The organism is Sphingomonas oligophenolica (assembly GCF_039522915.1).
Classification (GTDB): Bacteria; Pseudomonadota; Alphaproteobacteria; order Sphingomonadales; family Sphingomonadaceae; genus Sphingomonas; species Sphingomonas oligophenolica.
Genome location: NZ_BAAAEH010000002.1, coordinates 203,071 through 218,870 on the forward strand (window position 1 = coordinate 203,071; position 15,800 = coordinate 218,870).

The window sequence follows — 15,800 nt, forward strand, 5'->3', positions numbered from 1 at the left end:
CGATGGACATCGGCCGCTCGCCGATCTGGCTCGCCACGATGCTTGCGCTGGTGCTGGCCGAGGCCGGCTGGCGCCTGTCGCAGCGCCGCGGCTATGACGGCCGCGCCGCGCTGACCACGCTCGGCCTGGTTGCCGGCAACATCCCCGCCGCGCTTCTCAACGCTGTCGTGCTGAGCGCGGTCTACGGGTTTGCGGCGCGGCTTGCACCCGTGCACTGGCCGCTCGGCGACTGGCGCACCTGGGCGATCGGCTTCGTTGCGGTCGAATTCGCCTATTACTGGTTCCATCGCGCGAGCCACCGCGTCCGCTGGCTCTGGGCATCGCACTCAGTCCATCATTCAGCCGAGCAGATGACGCTGCTTGCCTCGTTCCGGCTCGGCTGGACCAATCTCTTCTCGGCCGGCTGGGCCTTTTACGTTCCGCTGGTGCTGCTCGGCTTTCCGCCGGTGATGGTCGTCACGCTGCTTGCGTTCGACCTGCGCTACCAGTTCTTCCTGCATACCGAGGCGGTCGGCACGCTTGGCCCGCTCGAATGGGTGTTCAACACCCCCGCGCATCACCGGCTCCACCATGCCTCGAACGACGCGTATCTCGATCGCAACTATGGCGGCGTGGTGATTCTGTTCGACCGGCTGTTCGGCACCTTCGCGCGGGTCCGGCGCGAGGAGCCGATCCGTTACGGCCTCGCCCACCGCACGCCCACCGCCAACCCGGTCCGCCTCGCCGTGCGCGAATGGAGCGCGATGCTCGGTGATGCAGCGAAGGCGCGGACCCTCGGCGACCTTGGGCGGGCGCTGTTCGACCCTCCCGGAAGCCATGACCGAAGCGCACCCGCGAGGCCGGTGGAGAAGGTGATATGAAGCATCTGTTGCTGGCGGTCAGCCTCGCCTTGGTGGCGGCACGGGCGGCCCCCGCGGTCGCGACGCCGGCCACGAACGGCCCGGTCTGCGAGGCGCAGTGGCAGGATCCGGCGCGCGGCAACCGCATCGTGCCGGTGCGAATTCGCATGCCGGCCGGTACGGGCAAGGTGCCGGTCATCCTGTTCAGCCACGGCCTTGGCGGGTCGCTCGATGCGGGGACGATCTGGGCCGAGGCGTGGGTGCGGGACGGCAATGCCGTCATCCATCTCCAGCATGCAGGCAGCGACAGCAGCATCATCGCCAATGGCACGTTCCGCTCGGCGATGTCGGCGCAGCAGCTCGAGGCGCGGACCAGGGACGTCCATTTCGTGCTCGACGCGCTGGCGACGCGACGGCGCGAGGGCGCCTGCGATCTGTCGCGGATCGACCTCGCCCGGATCGGCATGTCGGGCCACAGCTTCGGCGCGCAGACCACGCTCGCCATCGCCGGAACCCATTATCCCCAGGCGCGCCTCCAGCCTTTTGACCGGCGCGTGAAGGCAGCGATCGCGTTCAGCCCGCAGCCGAGCATCGGCGTACCCGACAGCGTTGCGTTCAGCGGCATCACCATGCCCTTCTTCAGCGTGACCGGTACGCGGGACGAATTACCGTGGCTCAACAAGGTCACGGCCGAGGATCGCCAGCGTCCGTTCCGGGCGATGCCCGCGGGCGGCAAATATCTGCTCGTGCTCGCCGGCGCGAACCACGGCATCTTCAGCGGTCAGGGCCGGGCCGGCTTCGGCAACACTGCCTCGGTGACGCATGTGCACGCGGTGGTGATCGAGGCCACGCGGCTCTTCTGGCGCGCGACGCTGCACGGCGATACCGCAGCACAGGCAGTGCTCGACAGGTTCGCGGCGACGCTGCCGGCGGGGGACAGTTTCGCGCGGAAATAATATTCCCTCGCCGCGCTAAAGCTGCGCTGCCCGCGCTTCGCTCGGGGCTGGCGGCGCGAGGCTGAACCGGCGAACGACCACCCGGTTGCGGCCTCCCTGCTTGGCGGCATAGAGCGCCTCGTCGGCGAGCCGGTAGAGCGCCTGGAAGTCGCCCTGCGCCCGCGTCTCGGCGACGCCGATGCTCGCCGTCACCTGCCGCTCGCCGATCGCGTCGCGGTGATCGCAGGCACCGATCTCCCGGCAGACGCTCTCGGCGAAGCGCGCCAGCGCGAAGCCCTCGATCCCGGCGATCATCAGCGCGAACTCCTCGCCGCCGAGCCGCGCGGCCGCGCACATCGGGCCTTCCCATCGCTGCAGCCGCTCGGCGATGGTGATCAGCACCTTGTCGCCTGCCTCATGGCCATGGGCGTCGTTGACTGACTTGAACTGGTCGATGTCGATCAGCAGCAGCGCCACCGGCGCGCCGGCGGATCGCTCATGGTCGACGAGCGGCCCGATCGTCTCGATGAAGCCGCGCCGGTTGCGCAGGCCGGTGAGCGGATCGCGCCGCGCCAGCTCGCTTGCCCGCGCTTCGTCGGCCCGGGCGCGGTCGCGCTCGATGCGGAGCTGCGCGAAGCGCCTGGTCGCGGCGATCGACAGCCACAGCGTCTGCCACGCCGCCGCGACGAGGATCACGAGCTTCGAGCCGGCGCCCCAGAAGGCGCCGTCGATATCGACCAGCTGGATCAGCGCGAGCGTCGCCATCGGCAGCGCCCATGCCGCCGAGAAGTCGCGCGCCTCGGCGCTGCCGCGCCGCCACGCCCAGGCGAGGCAGGCGGCGACGGTGGCGAGATCGGTCAGGATGAGGATGCCCGCCACGCCGGCCAGCGCGTCGATCGCCGCGCTGCGCACCAACGCGAGCGGGATGCCGAACAGCGCGACCGCGCCGCCGAGCGCGAGCGTCGCGATCCGGGCGCGGGCCGGCAGCACGTCGCGGCCGAGCGAGGTGACGACGCTGGCCGTCGCCAGCGTGATCGCGAGACAGGCGAGGAAGGTGCAGGTCTGCGACGACAGCGTCCCGGCCATCGCGGGCACCGCGAGCAGGTCGAGTTGCGACCAGATCAGGCCCCAGAGCAGCATGCACGCGGCCCAGGCGCCGTGCCAGGCAAGGAACTGGCGCCGCACCGCGGCGGCGAGCGACAGATTGTAGAGGATGGCGACCAGCAGCAGCATCAGCGCAGCGCCGATCGCCGCCGCGAGCGCCGCCGACTGCGCACCGGCCTCGCCCCGGGTCACGAGCCGGAGGTGGAGCAGGTTCTCGCTGGCGAGGCCGTCGAACCGCGCCGTCACCGCGACCAGCGGCGCGTCGCGGACCGGCGCTTCGAAAGCGATCTGCCCGCCCGCGCGCCAGTGCGATCCATAGGCGCCGCTGCTCACCTGCTGGCGCTGGACGGTGCCGTCGGCATAGGAGAAGCTCACGACCAGCCGGTCGAAGCGCGACTGGTGGAGCATCAGCACGACATCGCCCCGATCGACCGGCAGCCGCTTCAGGTCGGCGCGCAGCCAGAGGCTTGCCTGCTGATAGCCGGTCGACGATCCCCGGCAACTGAAGCGCAGCGCGGGGAGGGGAGCGTCGGCCTGCTGCAATGGGGTGACGGCGTGGCAGAGCGTATCGTTGAGCCGCAAGGTCTCGGCGGCGGCGGGGAACGGACAGCAGGCGATCACGATGCCGATCATGGCGACCAGCAGGCTGGCCATGACCTCCCGGTATGATTCCCTGATCCTCCTCATGTCTCTCGTTATGACGCTATCGCGTGTGGAAAGTCTTACCCGGCTTGCCGGTTCAGTCGTTATCGGGTTCGCGCAGCATCGGCCAGCCCTTGTGGACCATGAAGACGCCGAGCGCGGCGGCTGCCCCGCGCGCGATCTGCTCGCCCTCCCGCGACGGCAGCACCTGCGTCGCGACCGGCCCCGCCCAGGCGAGGTCGGCGCGGATCGCGTCCCGCACCGCACCGTCATGCTCGCCGATGCCGCCGGTGAAGACGATCAGGTCGGCGCCGCCGAGCGCCGCCATCATCGCGGCGATCTGCTTGGCGACCGAGCGGCAGAAGATCGCGATGGCGAGCGCGGCATCAGCGTCGCCGGCTGCGTGGAGCCTGCGGAGATCGCCCGAGCGGCCCGAGATGCCGAGCATCCCCGACTGCCCGTCGACCAGCGCCTCGATCGCGCCTGCGTCCATGCCCCGCACGCGCATCAGGTAGAGCAGCACGCCCGGGTCGAGGTCGCCCGCGCGCGTGGCCATCACCACCCCGCCCGAGGGGGTGAGGCCCATGCTTGTGTCGACCGAGCGGCCGGCACGCACCGCAGTGACGCTCGCGCCGCTGCCGAGATGCGCGATGATCAGCCGGTCGGGCAGGGCGCTGCCGAGTTGATGCACGATCGACTGGCACGACAGGCCGTGAAAGCCGTAGCGCCTGATGCCCGCGCTACGCAGCGCCTTCGGGATCGGCAGCACCGCGGCGACATCGGGCAGGTGCGCGTGGAAGCCGGTGTCGAAGCAGGCGACCTGCGGGAGCTCGGGATAGCGCTCGGCCGCGGCGCGGATCAGCGCGAGCGCCGCCGGGCCGTGCAGCGGCGCGAAGTCGGTTGCCGCCTCGAGCTTCGCGATCACCGCGGCATCGATCAGCGCCGGCTCGAACAGGTCGGGCCCGCCATGGACGATACGGTGGCCGATCGCCCCGGGCCGCACCCCGCCGAGCGCAGCCTCGATCCGGTCGAAGCTCTCGTCATGCCCCGGGCTGGTGTCCACCGCGCCCTCGGCAAGCAGCGCCGCCGCGCCGGACCCGGCCGCGTAAAGCCCGAATTTGAGCGAGGAAGAGCCCTCGTTGAGCGTCAGGACAGTCAGGCGCTCGCTCACCCCCCGGTTCACCGCTTCCATTGCCAGTCGCGGATCTCGGGCAAATCGTCGCCATGCTCGGCAATGTAGAGCTTGTGGCGCTCCATCATCGCCCAATAGCGGTCAGTCTCGGCCGTCACCCGGTCGCGCAGCCGCGGGATCCGCTCGATCGCGTCGAGGGCAAGGCGGTAGCGATCGAGATCGTTGAGCACGACCATGTCGAACGGCGTGGTGGTCGTGCCTTCCTCCTTGTAGCCGCGGACATGGATATTGGCATGGTTGGTCCGCCGATAGGTCAGCTTGTGGACCAGCGACGGATAGCCGTGGAAGGCGAAGATGACCGGCTTGTCGGTGGTGAACAGCGCATCGAAGGCGCGCTCGTCGAGCCCGTGGGGATGTTCGCTCTGCGGCTGGAGCACCATCAGGTCGACGACATTGACCACCCGGATGCGGATGTCGGGGACGAATTCCCGCAGCAGCATCACCGCCGCCATCGTCTCCAGCGTCGGCACGTCGCCGGCGCAGGCCATCACCACATCGGGCTCGCCCGCGTCGCTCGCCCACTCCCAGATGCCGGCGCCAGCGGTGCAGTGGCGCACGGCTTCGTCGATCCCGAGCCATTGCCATTCGGGATTCTTGCCGGCGACGATCACGTTCACATAATGCCGGCTGCGCAGGCAGTGGCTGGCGACCGAGAGCAGGGTGTTGGCGTCGGGCGGCAGATAGATCCGCACCACGTCCGCCTTCTTGTTGGCGACGTGGTCGATGAACCCAGGGTCCTGGTGCGACAGGCCATTATGGTCCTGCCGCCAGACATGCGAGGTCAGCAGGTAATTGAGCGAGGCGATCGGCTTCCGCCACGGGATGGTCCGCGTCACCTTCAGCCATTTGGCATGCTGGTTGAGCATTGAATCGACGATGTGGACGAAGGCCTCGTAGCAGGAGAACAGGCCGTGCCGGCCGGTCAGCAGATAGCCCTCGAGCCAGCCCTGGCAGAGATGCTCGCTGAGCACCTCCATCACCCGGCCGTCGCGACTGAGATTCTCGTCGACCGCTTCGGTTTCCGCCATCCACGCCTTGCCGGTTACGTCATAGACTGACTGGAGCCGGTTCGACGCGGTCTCGTCGGGACCGAACAGGCGGAAGTTCGCCGCATCCATGTTGTAGGCCATCACGTCGCGCAGCCAGCCGCCGAGCACCGCCGTCGCCGCTGCCTTGACCTGGCCGGGGCCGGGCAGGGCGACGGCGTGGTCGCGGAAATCGGGGAGCGAGAGCGGCACCAGCAGCTCGCCGCCATTGGCATGCGGGTTCGATCCCATCCGGCGGTGCCCGGTCGGGGCGAGCGAGGCGTATTCGTCGCGGAACTTGCCGCACTCGTCGAACAGCTCGGCCGGGCGATAGCTCAGCATCCATTCCTCGAGCTGGCGGAGATGCTCGGGGTCATCGAAATCGGCGATCGGCACCTGGTGCGCGCGCCAGGTTCCCTCCACCGGCTTGCCGTCGACGATCTTCGGCCCGGTCCAGCCCTTGGGCGTCTTCAGCACGATCATCGGCCAGCGCGGCCGTTCGCCGCCATCGCTGCCGTCGCGCGCCGCTGCCTGGATCGCGCGGATTTCCGCCAGCACGGTGTCGAGCGTCGCGGCGAGCAGCTGATGGACCTCTTCGGGATCGTCGCCCTCGACGAGATAGGGGTCATAGCCATAGCCGCGCATCAGCTCGTCGAGTTCGTCGAGCCCGATCCGCGCCAGGATGGTCGGATTGGCGATTTTGAAGCCGTTGAGATGGAGGATCGGCAGCACCGCGCCGTCGCGCGCCGGGTTCAGGAACTTGTTGCTGTGCCAGCTCGTCGCCAGCGCCCCCGTCTCGGCCTCGCCGTCGCCGACCACGCAGGCGACGATCAGATCCGGATTGTCGAACACGGCGCCATAGGCATGGGCAAGCGAATAGCCGAGCTCGCCGCCCTCATGGATCGACCCCGGCGTCTCGGGCGCGACATGGCTCGGGATGCCCCCCGGCCAGGAGAATTGGCGAAACAGCCGCTCCATCCCGTTACGGCTGCGCTCGATCGCCGGATAGCGCTCGGTATAGCTGCCCTCGAGCCAGGTGTTGGCGACCAGGCCGGGGCCGCCATGGCCGGGGCCGATCACCGCGATCATGTTCAGGTCATGCTCGACGATCAGCCGGTTGAGATGGACGTAGAGCAGGTTCAGCCCGGGCGTGGTCCCCCAATGGCCGAGCAGGCGCGGCTTGACGTCGGCGATCGTCAGCGGCCGCTCGAGCAGCGGGTTGGCGCGCAGATAGATCTGTCCGACCGACAGGTAATTGGCCGCGCGCCAATAGCCGTGCATGCGCCGCAGCAGCTCGGGCGAGAGCGGGCCGGGGGCGGGGTCAGCAGGGCGTTCGGCCAGTTCCGCTGGGGCATGGCGCATGTCTCGGTTCCCTGTCTTCGGCGTGGATCGGGGCTTCCTTGGGGGACTGTTCGCCGGCGCGACATACGGACTGTCCCTTAGTCCTGATCGCGGGATACCGGACGCGGCCCGTCAAGCAATTTGCGCTGGTCCGGTCAGTGCGCGCCCTGGGCCGGGGGATGGTCGAAATGTCTGGCATCCGGCCGCGCCTTGGGGCATTTCCCGCCGACGGCAGCGGGCGGATATTTCCATGGGTCTTTTCGGGAAAACGGCACAGCCCTCAGGCGCCGCGCTGGAGCGGTGCCGCGCCTGGGAAATCGCGCTCGACCGCAACGGCCTCCCCGATTTCGTCACTGAGCGGCTCGCCGGCGCGGCGGCGGGGAAGGGCGCCTGGGTCGCGACGATGAGCCCGGCCGAGCTGCTCCTCAGCCGCAGCCACGGCATCCGCCCGGTCGCGACGGTCTCGGGCACCTGCTGGTTCAGCTATGGGTGGAGCTGGACCGAGGGCCATGCCCAGGGCTGGCACGACGCGCTGGACCGCATCCGCCGCGAGGCGATCGCGGCCGGCGCCAATGCAGTGGTCGATGTGAAGATGCGCACGCTCCGCCACAGCATGGCGAGCAGCATGGATTTCACCCTGATCGGCACCGCGGTGAAGATCGACCGGCTCGAGCCGAGCCCGTCACCGGTGATCTCGACTGTGTCCGCGCTCGAATTCGTCCGCCTGCTCGAAGCCGATATCGTCCCCACCGGCATCGCCGTCGGCGCGCGCTATGACTGGCTCGGCGCCTGGGCCGGCGCGGGTTACGGTGCCGGCTGGGGCGACAACCAGGCGCTGTGGAACACCCAGCGGGCGCGCAGCCTCTTTTCGGGCAACGTGCCGCTACGCGACCTCATGCATTTCTGGGAAATGATCCGCCGCGAGGCCCATGCCGATCTCCGCGACAAGGTGCGCGAGATGGGCAATGGCGTGCTCGCCCACACCAATTTCGGCCAGCTGATCGAGCGCGAGCGCGACAAGCAGCCACCGGCGTTCCTCGGCCGGCATATCGTCATCGGCACGGTGGTCGACGCGAAATATGGCGCGCCGGTGCCGCACGAGATCGAGATGGTCGTCGACATGCGCGACGATCTCTCGCCGCTGCGCACGCCCGATGCGCCGCGCCATTCATCCTATGAGAGCGACGTCCAGGACCAGGAAGGTGACATCTGATGGCTGATCAACAGGCGATCCCCGAGCACGCGCTGGCGCGGCTCGCCGGGCTCAGGCGCGAGGGGCATCCGGGCGGCGTCTTCACCTCGGATTTCTCGGTCAACGAGTTCCTGCTCGTCCGCAAGGCCGGGTTCGAGCCGGTGGGCTTGTGCGTCGGTTCGTGCATCTATCATCTCGGCATGCAGTTCGCCGGCTGGAGCACGAGCTGCGAGCTCGATGTGCTGAGCACCGCGATGTACGAGGCGCGCGCGCTGGCGATGGAGCGGATGCGCGCCGAGGCCAAGGCGATGGGCGCTGACGGCATCGTCGGCGTGCGGCTGACGGTGAAGCGGATGGAATGGGACGAGAAGGTCCTCGAATTCGTCGCGATCGGCACCGGCATCGTCCACGCCAAGGGTCATCAGGGCTTCAAGGGCCCCAAGGGCGAGCCCTTCACCTCGGCGCTGTCGGGGCAGGATTTCTGGACGCTGCTTCATGCCGGCTATCGCCCGCTCGAGATGGTGATGGGCAGCTGCGTCTATCATGTCGCCCGCCGCGGCGTCTTCGCCTCGATCGGCAGCGTCGGGCAGAATGTCGAACTGACCAATTTCAGCGTCGCGCTCTACGAAGCGCGCGAAATCGCGATGGAGCGGATGCAGCTCGAGGCAACCCAGGCCGGCGCCGAGGGCGTGGTGGGCGCTGACCTGCACGAGGGCAGCCACGGCTGGGCGACTCATGTCATCGAGTTCTTCGCGATCGGCACGGCGGTGGTGACGATCGACGGGCATGAGCCGGGCGAGATTCCGGATCCGCAACTGGTATTGTCGGTGAACAGCTGAATCTTTTCCTCCCGAAAGGAGGGGAAGCCCCGAAAGCCGACATGGCAAGGAGGTGTTATGGGCGACTGGGTCAAGTGCAAGTCCGCGACGGATGCCGCCGCGGTGGTATATGTCAATCTCGACCAGGCCATTGCCATCGCCGCGACAAGCGCCGGGACCGAGATCACCTATGCCGGAGAGCAGGATTGCGTCGTCGTGGTCGCAAGCACGCCCGACGACATCCTGAACGGTGAGGATGTGCGGGTCGCCTGAGGCGCTCGGCCTTGATGCGGAGCAATGGACGCGGTTTCAGGAAGCGCCGGAGTCGCCGCCGCGGCTGCTGCCGGCTCTGGCCCGATTGCTTTTCCGAACCCTGTCCCTTCGAGATCGGCGCGCATGCGACGCGACGGCGGTGATGATGTTGTCCGGCGTGCAGTAAGCCTGATCCGCTGAACGGGTCCGCCGACACTCCCTTTTTCACTTCCCCGGCGAAGGCCGGGGATGTGATGAGGAACGTAGCGGCATTCCTGATCGCGCGCGGCTCGTCTTCGGTTATGGCGCGGTCGATCTTCCGGCGATCGACACGGCGCTGGATGTGTTGAGGCAGGAGCTGAAGTGACGAGCATCCGTTCGATCGACCCTTCCATCATCGTCGATCCTGGCACCGCATCAGCGCTCCTTTCCGGACGAAAGACGCAGGTACGCGTCGGCGTGCGGAGCGTCCTGTCGCGCTCGCTGCCGGGCGATCGCTTGTGGGTGCGCGAATCCTGCATCGCCGGCCGGCGCGAGGCCGGGCAGGACTATGCCACCATGTTGGGCAAGGCCGAATTCGCCATCTTTGCCGATGGCTGGCGACGCTACCGCGACGGCAGCGGCCAGCCCGGCCGACGTCCGGGTGACGACGATTATGAGTGGATAGCCGCCACCCATATGCCGCGCTGGGCGTCGCGCATGACGCTCGTCGTTGAATGGACTCGCGCCGAACGCCTTCAGCAGATCACCCGCCCCGATATCCGCGCCGAAGGGGCTCTCCCGATCCTTGGCGGCTTGCTGTGGCGATGGCCAAGACCCATTCCCGGGAGGCATTTGACCGCGAGGCGCGCCTTTGCGGCAAACTGGAACGTCAATCACCCGACGCCGGGCGATCGTTGGGAAGACAATCCTCCCGTCATTGTCCTCGGCTTTCGGGTGGAGTCGATCCAGCCGCGATGAAAGGGCGGTGCCGCATCACCCCTCCAGCGCGCCGCCATCATATTTCAGCTCGAGATAGCGGTTCTGCGTCGCCAGCTCGTCGAAGGCGCCGCGCGCGAGCTGCTCGGTCATCCGGCCGACCTCGCCGTCGATCACGCCGAGGCCGTGGAGCAGGTGCGCGGTCGGGCTCTGGCCGTCGCCGCGCGGCTGATCGCGCAGCGTTGGCGGGATCTCCCGATAGCCGGCAAGCAGGGCCGGCAGTTCAGTCGAGAGAAGTTTGCGGACTGCGTCGGCGGCGGGGCCGTTCGGCTCGAGCCGGGCGAGCTGCGGCGTCATCGCCTCGAGCCTGACGCCGATCCCGTCGACCAGGCGAGCGGCGGGCGCGGGCAGGGCGGGGCGCTGGCTCTCGAGCCAGGCGCCGGTCCGCTCGGGCAATTGATGGAGCGCCGCGGCGCCGAGCGTTGCGATGGTCGCCGGGCGTTCGCGCGCCGTCATGCCGATCGCGACACAGGCAGCGACAAAGGCTATAATCGCCGCGATCAGCCCCGCTGAGCCGACCGGCGTCACCAGTGCGTTGACGGCCCACAGGGCAAGCGCGATCGCGATGCCGGCGAGCACGCAGCGCAGGACCAGCCTGTTGCGCGCCTTTTGCCGCCGCTGCTGCTCCTTCATCGCCCGGGCGCGGCCTTCGGGCGAAACACGGCGCATCATCGCTTCGGCCTGAGAGGGGATCGGCAGGGGATCGGTCATGGGCGCCGGCCTTTGATGTCGTTCGATCGGGGCGATTTATTCGCCCGCGCGCCGGGCAAAGGCAAGAGACTGCGGTCCTCCCGGTCAGCGGCGCGGCGGAATATTTCTGCGGGTTCCGCGGCGATCTGATACCGCCCTGTCGATGACCATGCCGGGGAGCGGGATGAGCGACGCAACGATCGGGCGATCAGGCAAACCCAGCCGCAGCAAACTGGGCGACGTGCTCCGCGTCGCCAGCGGCAATTTCCTCGAAATGTATGATTTCATGGTGTTCGGCTATTTCGCCGCGGCCATCGGCAATGCCTATTTCCCGCCGGGCGACGCGTTCGGCACCCTGCTCAAGTCACTCGCCACCTTCGGCGCCGGCTTTCTGATGCGGCCGCTGGGCGCGGTCGTGCTGGGCGCCTTCACTGATCGTCACGGCCGCCGTGCCGGGTTGCTGCTGACCCTCGCGCTGATGAGCCTCGGCATCGTCACCCTCGCGGTGACGCCCTCCTACGCGACGATCGGCGCGCTGGCGCCGATCCTCGTCCTGTTCGGCCGGCTGCTCCAGGGCTTCTCGGCGGGCGCCGAACTCGGCAATGTCTCGGTCTATCTGGCCGAGATCGCGACGCCGGGGCGCAAGGGTTTCTACGTCTCGTGGCAATCAGCCTCGCAACAGGTCGCGGTGGTCGCCGCGGCGCTGGTCGGCGTTCTGCTCTCGTCGCTGCTCGGCCCGGCGCAGCTTGCCGCCTGGGGCTGGCGCGTGCCGCTGCTGCTCGGCTGCGCGGTGGTGCCCTTCGTCTTCCTGCTTCGCCGCCATCTGCGCGAGAGCGACGAGTTCGAACGGCGCGGCGAGAAGCTCGATCCCGGCGCGATCATGCGCGGCCTGTGGCGGGCTCGCGCCAAGGTGCTCGCCGGCATGGCGCTGGTGCTGATGACGACGGTCAGCTTCTACCTGATCACCGCCAATACCCCGACCTTCGGCAAGCTCCTCGACCTGCCCGATCGCGATGTCCTTTGGGTGACGGCTGCGGTCGGCGCGTCGAACCTGGCCTGGCTGCCGGTGATGGGGGCGCTGTCCGACCGGATCGGGCGCAAGCCGATCCTGATCGCCTGCACCATGCTTGCCATTCTCACTGCCTATCCCGCGATGCTGTGGCTCGCCGCGCAGCCGACCATCGGCAAGCTGATCACGGTCGAGCTGTGGCTGTCAGCGCTCTATGCGAGCTATAATTCAGCGATGGTCGTCTATCTGACCGAGATCGTGCCGCGCCATGTCCGCGCCACCGGCTTCAGCCTTGCCTATAGCCTCGCGACGGCGATCGGCGGGTTCACGCCCTTCGCGGTGACCTGGCTGATCGGCAGGACGGGCAACCACGCAGTGCCGGGCCTGTGGCTGAGCGGCGCGGCCGCGATCAGCCTCGCCGCGACGCTGCTCGTCGAACGATCTCCCGACCCGGGCTGACATCGGGCCATCGGTGCCTATATCGGACCGACAGGAGATCCGGCATGACCAAGCAGCTCAAGATCGATTTCGTGTCGGACGTCTCCTGCCCCTGGTGCGTCATCGGCCTGTACGGGCTCGAAAAGGCGCTGGCGAACACGGGTGACCTGATCTCGGCCGACATCGTCTTCCACCCCTTCGAGCTGAATCCGGCGATGCCGCCTGAGGGCCAGAATATCCTCGAGCATGTCATGGAGAAATACGGATCCACGCCCGAGCAATCAGCCGCCAGTCGCGCGGCGATCCGTGCGCGCGCCGCCGAGCTCGGCTTCACCATGAACGGCACTGACCAGAGCCGGATCTACAACACGTTCGATGCCCATCGGCTGCTGCACTGGGCCGACATCGAGGACAAGCAGACAGCGCTGAAGCACGCGCTGTTCGAGGCCTATTTCACCAGTCAGCTTAGCCCGTCCGATCACGACGTGCTTGTCGCGGCTGCCGAACAGGCGGGGCTCGACGCCGCGACGGCGCGGGAAATCCTCGCTTCGGGAGCCTATGCCGCCGAGGTGCGCGAAGCGGAGCGGCTATGGCAGTCGCGTGGGATCAGCGCGGTGCCGGCGGTGGTGATCAACGATCGCTACCTCATCTCGGGCGGGCAGCCGCCCGAAGCGTTCGAAAAGGCACTGCGCAGCATCGCTGCCGAGGTCTGAGCCATCCCCTCTACCCTCCGCCCGACATTGAGAAGGGCGTGGGGCGAAGGGCGGGGGGTGAAAGGCGAACGGTGGACAGGCGCCTAAACCGTGCGGCGCCCCGTCACGAAGTGAAGCACAACCATGATGAGCGCGACGATCAGCAGGATGTGAATAAGGCTCGCGCCGACATGAAAAGCGAAAAAGCCAAGTGCCCATAGCACGATGAGTACAACGGCGATCATTCCAAGCATTGGTTTTTCCCTTGTTTTTGGCGGGCCGCGGGTGCGCGACTGCGTCAGGGAATGAGAACGTGCCCGATTCGATCCGGTTCCGTTTCCAGGAATCAGGACGGCACGGCCCGCCGCTGCCGCACCAGCCCAACGATGCCGAGCATGACGACGACAGCGATCGTGTCGGCGAACCAGTCCCTTATGTCGCAGTCACGGTGCAGGCTGGGGATCGATTGCATTACCTCGATTATCGCACCGAGGAAGGACAGTCGCTCGCCGAGCCTGAACAGGGGCATCGCCGGATAAGCGAGCACGCCGAGCAGGGTCATGACTGAAAAGGCGAGCGAATGCTCGAACTTGTCGCCGAAGCGGTCGATCGGCAAATGCGGCGGATGGGGCAGCAGCGCCATCACCAGCGCGCCGGTGAGCGCGCACCAGAACAGGGCCTTGAACATATCCGATCGCTGCACGCCGAATCCTCCGATTGGCGTGGCGATAGGGATAGTGCGCGCCGCCAGCAACGGGTGCGGCCGGTAAATCTCGCACTGCACCATTTCATGACAGGATATTCACCGCTTCTGCCGCGTTGGGCTGGCGTGCGGGCGATCAGGCCCCGGCATGTGAAGGAATCCGGGCATGGATATCACCCAGTTGATCCTCGATGATCACCACGAGCAACGGCGGCTTTTCGCGATCATCGAGCAGATCGATCCGGGCGACGCGACCAGCCTCGCTTCAGTCTGGAAGCGGCTGGCGACTTTCCTCGAGGTCCATGCCGAGACCGAGGAAAAGATCTTCTACCCGGCGCTGCTCCGCGTCGGCCGACGCGACGGCGACCGGGAGAGCGTGGAGGAGGAGACGTTCGATGCGATCAAGGACCATAACGAGATACGCGATGCGGTTGCGGCGGTCGGCAGGGAAGAGGTCGGCAGCAAGGGATGGCTCGAGGCGGTCGCCGCCGCCAACAAGGCCAATGGCGATCATATGGCCGAGGAAGAGCGCGAGGGACTGACCGATTTCCGCCGCCATGCCTCGCTCGACCTGCGCCACGACCTGGCGGTGAAGTTCGCCACCTATGAAACGGCGCATGTCGACGGGGTCGAGCCGGTCGACAAGGACCCGAAGCAATGGGTGGCCTCGCATTGACGCCACTAGTGGCTGGCGCTGCGGATCGACCTGGCTATCCTTCACGCTATTTCGCCACCTCTAACCACATCGACGCTGCGGATTTCGACCCCCGGCAACGTCTATCCATGGGGAGAGGATGTGGGGGCGCATGTGAATTCCAGGGTGGATTGTGCCACGCAGCCGCGTGGCTCGTTTCCCGGCGGCATCGCCAGGCCGGGGACCTCGCTCTTCCTCGCCCGCATCGGCGCGGTTCTCCTCGGTTTCGGCGCGCCGGCGGTCTCGTTGCTGGTACTGGCGGGCGCGGCGATCGAAATCCGGGCGATCGACATGCATGCCGTGCTCGCGATGGTGCCCCGCACGCCGCTGTTCTGGCTGGTCTTCCTGCTTGCCTATGCAACGCCGATCCTGGCCGACTGGCTCCTCTATCGGCGTATCTGGAGGCTGCCCCTCACTGGCCTTGCACCGCTGACCCGCAAGCTGGTCGGGAACGAACTCGTCCTCAGCTATGCCGGCGATGCCTATCTCTATGCCTGGGCGCGCCGCAGGGGAGTGGCCGAAGCCGCTGCGTTCCGCGCCGTCAGTGATGTCGCGATCCTCTCGGCAGTCGCAAGCAATGCGACGACGTTGATCGTCGCCGCCATCGCCATGCCCTTTTTCGGCATGATCGGCCTCGATTTTCCGCCCTGGGCGGTCGCCGGACTCGTGGTCGCGATGCTCGCGGTGCCGATGGCGGCGCTCATGCTGCGCGACAGGCTCTTCCTCCTGCCGCGCCGCGACCTTGCGCTGACCCTTGCCGTGCAGGTTGGCCGCGCGACGCTGACAATGGTGCTGATCGCCCTTTTGTGGCACCTCGCATTGCCGGACGTCGCGCCGGTCTGGTGGCTGATATTCGCGGCGCTCAAGCTGCTGGTGTCGCGCCTGGCCTTCATCTCGAACCGGGATCTGGTGCTGGCCGGGCTTTCAGTGCTGCTGCTCGGGCCCCATGCCGAGCTTGCCGTGCTGATGACGATGATTGCCGCCCTGACGATCTGCACGCATATCCTGGCAGGCACCGCGCTGCTGGTGAAGGATATGGTCGCCGGTACGATTCACCGCGTTCAGCCGGGCGGGATCGACGCCGCCGGGGTGGCGCCGGCTTGATCAAAGCGCGGCCGGGCAGGCTTGCGACCGGCGCGCCCGCGGATAACAGCTGACGTCACCGACTGGACAGTGCCGACTGCCGGGACCTTTTTCCGATCCCTGCGTTAGTCCCTTGCCATCGCCCGATTGAACGGAGTTTTCATGCCATTGCG

Annotated in this window: 16 protein-coding genes; 10 read left to right on the forward strand and 6 right to left on the reverse strand. The window is 67.7% G+C overall.

The genetic code is table 11. From position 1 onward, the window contains the following. The first annotated feature begins 2 nt into the window (after positions 1-2). Together ABD050_RS01320 and ABD050_RS01325 are read left to right on the forward strand one after the other, a co-directional pair. A complete protein-coding gene (locus ABD050_RS01320) occupies positions 3-860 on the forward strand; it encodes a sterol desaturase family protein (protein ID WP_343887310.1) in 858 nt (285 codons plus the stop codon). Beyond that, on the forward strand, positions 857-1,795 hold the full coding sequence (locus ABD050_RS01325; RefSeq protein WP_343887311.1) for an alpha/beta hydrolase family protein: 939 nt from the start codon (positions 857-859) through the stop codon (positions 1,793-1,795). The genes ABD050_RS01320 and ABD050_RS01325 overlap by 4 nt, the downstream gene beginning before the upstream one ends. A 15-nt stretch (positions 1,796-1,810) precedes the next feature. On the opposite strand, the gene ABD050_RS01330 is transcribed toward ABD050_RS01325, so the two are convergent. From ABD050_RS01330 to ABD050_RS01340, 3 genes are all read right to left on the reverse strand, one after another. Then, entirely contained in the window at positions 1,811-3,532 is a 1,722-nt protein-coding gene (locus ABD050_RS01330; protein ID WP_343887312.1) for a sensor domain-containing diguanylate cyclase, read from the reverse strand. 85 nt (positions 3,533-3,617) lie between these two features. Beyond that, the gene (locus ABD050_RS01335; protein ID WP_343887313.1) at positions 3,618-4,712 is read right to left on the reverse strand and encodes an acetate kinase; all 1,095 of its coding nucleotides are present in this window, start codon (positions 4,710-4,712) and stop codon (positions 3,618-3,620) included. Beyond that, positions 4,700-7,099, reverse strand: coding sequence for a phosphoketolase family protein (locus ABD050_RS01340; protein ID WP_343887314.1), 2,400 nt, complete (start codon positions 7,097-7,099; stop codon positions 4,700-4,702). The genes ABD050_RS01335 and ABD050_RS01340 overlap by 13 nt, the downstream gene beginning before the upstream one ends. Before the next feature lie 229 nt (positions 7,100-7,328). On the opposite strand from ABD050_RS01340, the gene ABD050_RS01345 reads away from it, so the two are divergent. From ABD050_RS01345 to ABD050_RS01360, 4 genes are all read left to right on the forward strand, one after another. After that, complete coding sequence (locus tag ABD050_RS01345) at positions 7,329-8,291, forward strand: heavy metal-binding domain-containing protein (RefSeq protein ID WP_343887315.1); 963 nt, start codon at positions 7,329-7,331, stop codon at positions 8,289-8,291. After that, a complete protein-coding gene (locus ABD050_RS01350; RefSeq protein WP_343887316.1) occupies positions 8,291-9,109 on the forward strand; it encodes a heavy metal-binding domain-containing protein in 819 nt (272 codons plus the stop codon). Before ABD050_RS01345 ends, ABD050_RS01350 begins: the two co-directional genes overlap by 1 nt. A 57-nt stretch (positions 9,110-9,166) precedes the next feature. Continuing rightward, positions 9,167-9,361, forward strand: coding sequence for a hypothetical protein (locus tag ABD050_RS01355; RefSeq protein ID WP_343887317.1), 195 nt, complete (start codon positions 9,167-9,169; stop codon positions 9,359-9,361). A gap of 342 nt (positions 9,362-9,703) precedes the next feature. After that, a complete protein-coding gene (locus ABD050_RS01360) occupies positions 9,704-10,300 on the forward strand; it encodes a hypothetical protein (RefSeq protein ID WP_343887318.1) in 597 nt (198 codons plus the stop codon). A 15-nt stretch (positions 10,301-10,315) separates the two neighbouring features. Here ABD050_RS01360 and ABD050_RS01365 read toward each other — a convergent pair whose 3' ends face one another. Continuing rightward, positions 10,316-11,029: a hypothetical protein gene (locus tag ABD050_RS01365; RefSeq protein ID WP_343887319.1), complete on the reverse strand. Its 714-nt coding sequence runs from the start codon at positions 11,027-11,029 to the stop codon at positions 10,316-10,318. Positions 11,030-11,192: 163 nt separating this feature from the next. Here ABD050_RS01365 and tcuC point away from each other — a divergent pair, with 163 nt between their 5' ends. Further along, positions 11,193-12,476: a tricarballylate/proton symporter TcuC gene (tcuC, locus tag ABD050_RS01370; protein ID WP_343887320.1), complete on the forward strand. Its 1,284-nt coding sequence runs from the start codon at positions 11,193-11,195 to the stop codon at positions 12,474-12,476. Positions 12,477-12,520: 44 nt separating this feature from the next. Continuing rightward, positions 12,521-13,168 (forward strand): DsbA family oxidoreductase, encoded by a 648-nt coding sequence (locus tag ABD050_RS01375; protein WP_343887321.1) that lies wholly within the window; start codon positions 12,521-12,523, stop codon positions 13,166-13,168. Between the two features lie 83 nt (positions 13,169-13,251). Here the strand turns inward: ABD050_RS01375 and ABD050_RS01380 are convergent, their stop codons facing one another. Beyond that, positions 13,252-13,401 (reverse strand): lmo0937 family membrane protein, encoded by a 150-nt coding sequence (locus tag ABD050_RS01380; protein ID WP_343887322.1) that lies wholly within the window; start codon positions 13,399-13,401, stop codon positions 13,252-13,254. Between the two features lie 92 nt (positions 13,402-13,493). After that, complete coding sequence (locus ABD050_RS01385; RefSeq protein ID WP_343887323.1) at positions 13,494-13,850, reverse strand: VanZ family protein; 357 nt, start codon at positions 13,848-13,850, stop codon at positions 13,494-13,496. A gap of 166 nt (positions 13,851-14,016) precedes the next feature. Here ABD050_RS01385 and ABD050_RS01390 point away from each other — a divergent pair, with 166 nt between their 5' ends. Both ABD050_RS01390 and ABD050_RS01395 read left to right on the forward strand, forming a co-directional pair. Continuing rightward, positions 14,017-14,526, forward strand: a complete 510-nt coding sequence (locus tag ABD050_RS01390; protein ID WP_343887324.1) for a hemerythrin domain-containing protein — start codon at positions 14,017-14,019, stop codon at positions 14,524-14,526. Between the two features lie 144 nt (positions 14,527-14,670). Further along, on the forward strand, positions 14,671-15,648 hold the full coding sequence (locus ABD050_RS01395) for a hypothetical protein (protein WP_343887325.1): 978 nt from the start codon (positions 14,671-14,673) through the stop codon (positions 15,646-15,648). The last annotated feature ends 152 nt before the right edge of the window (positions 15,649-15,800 follow it).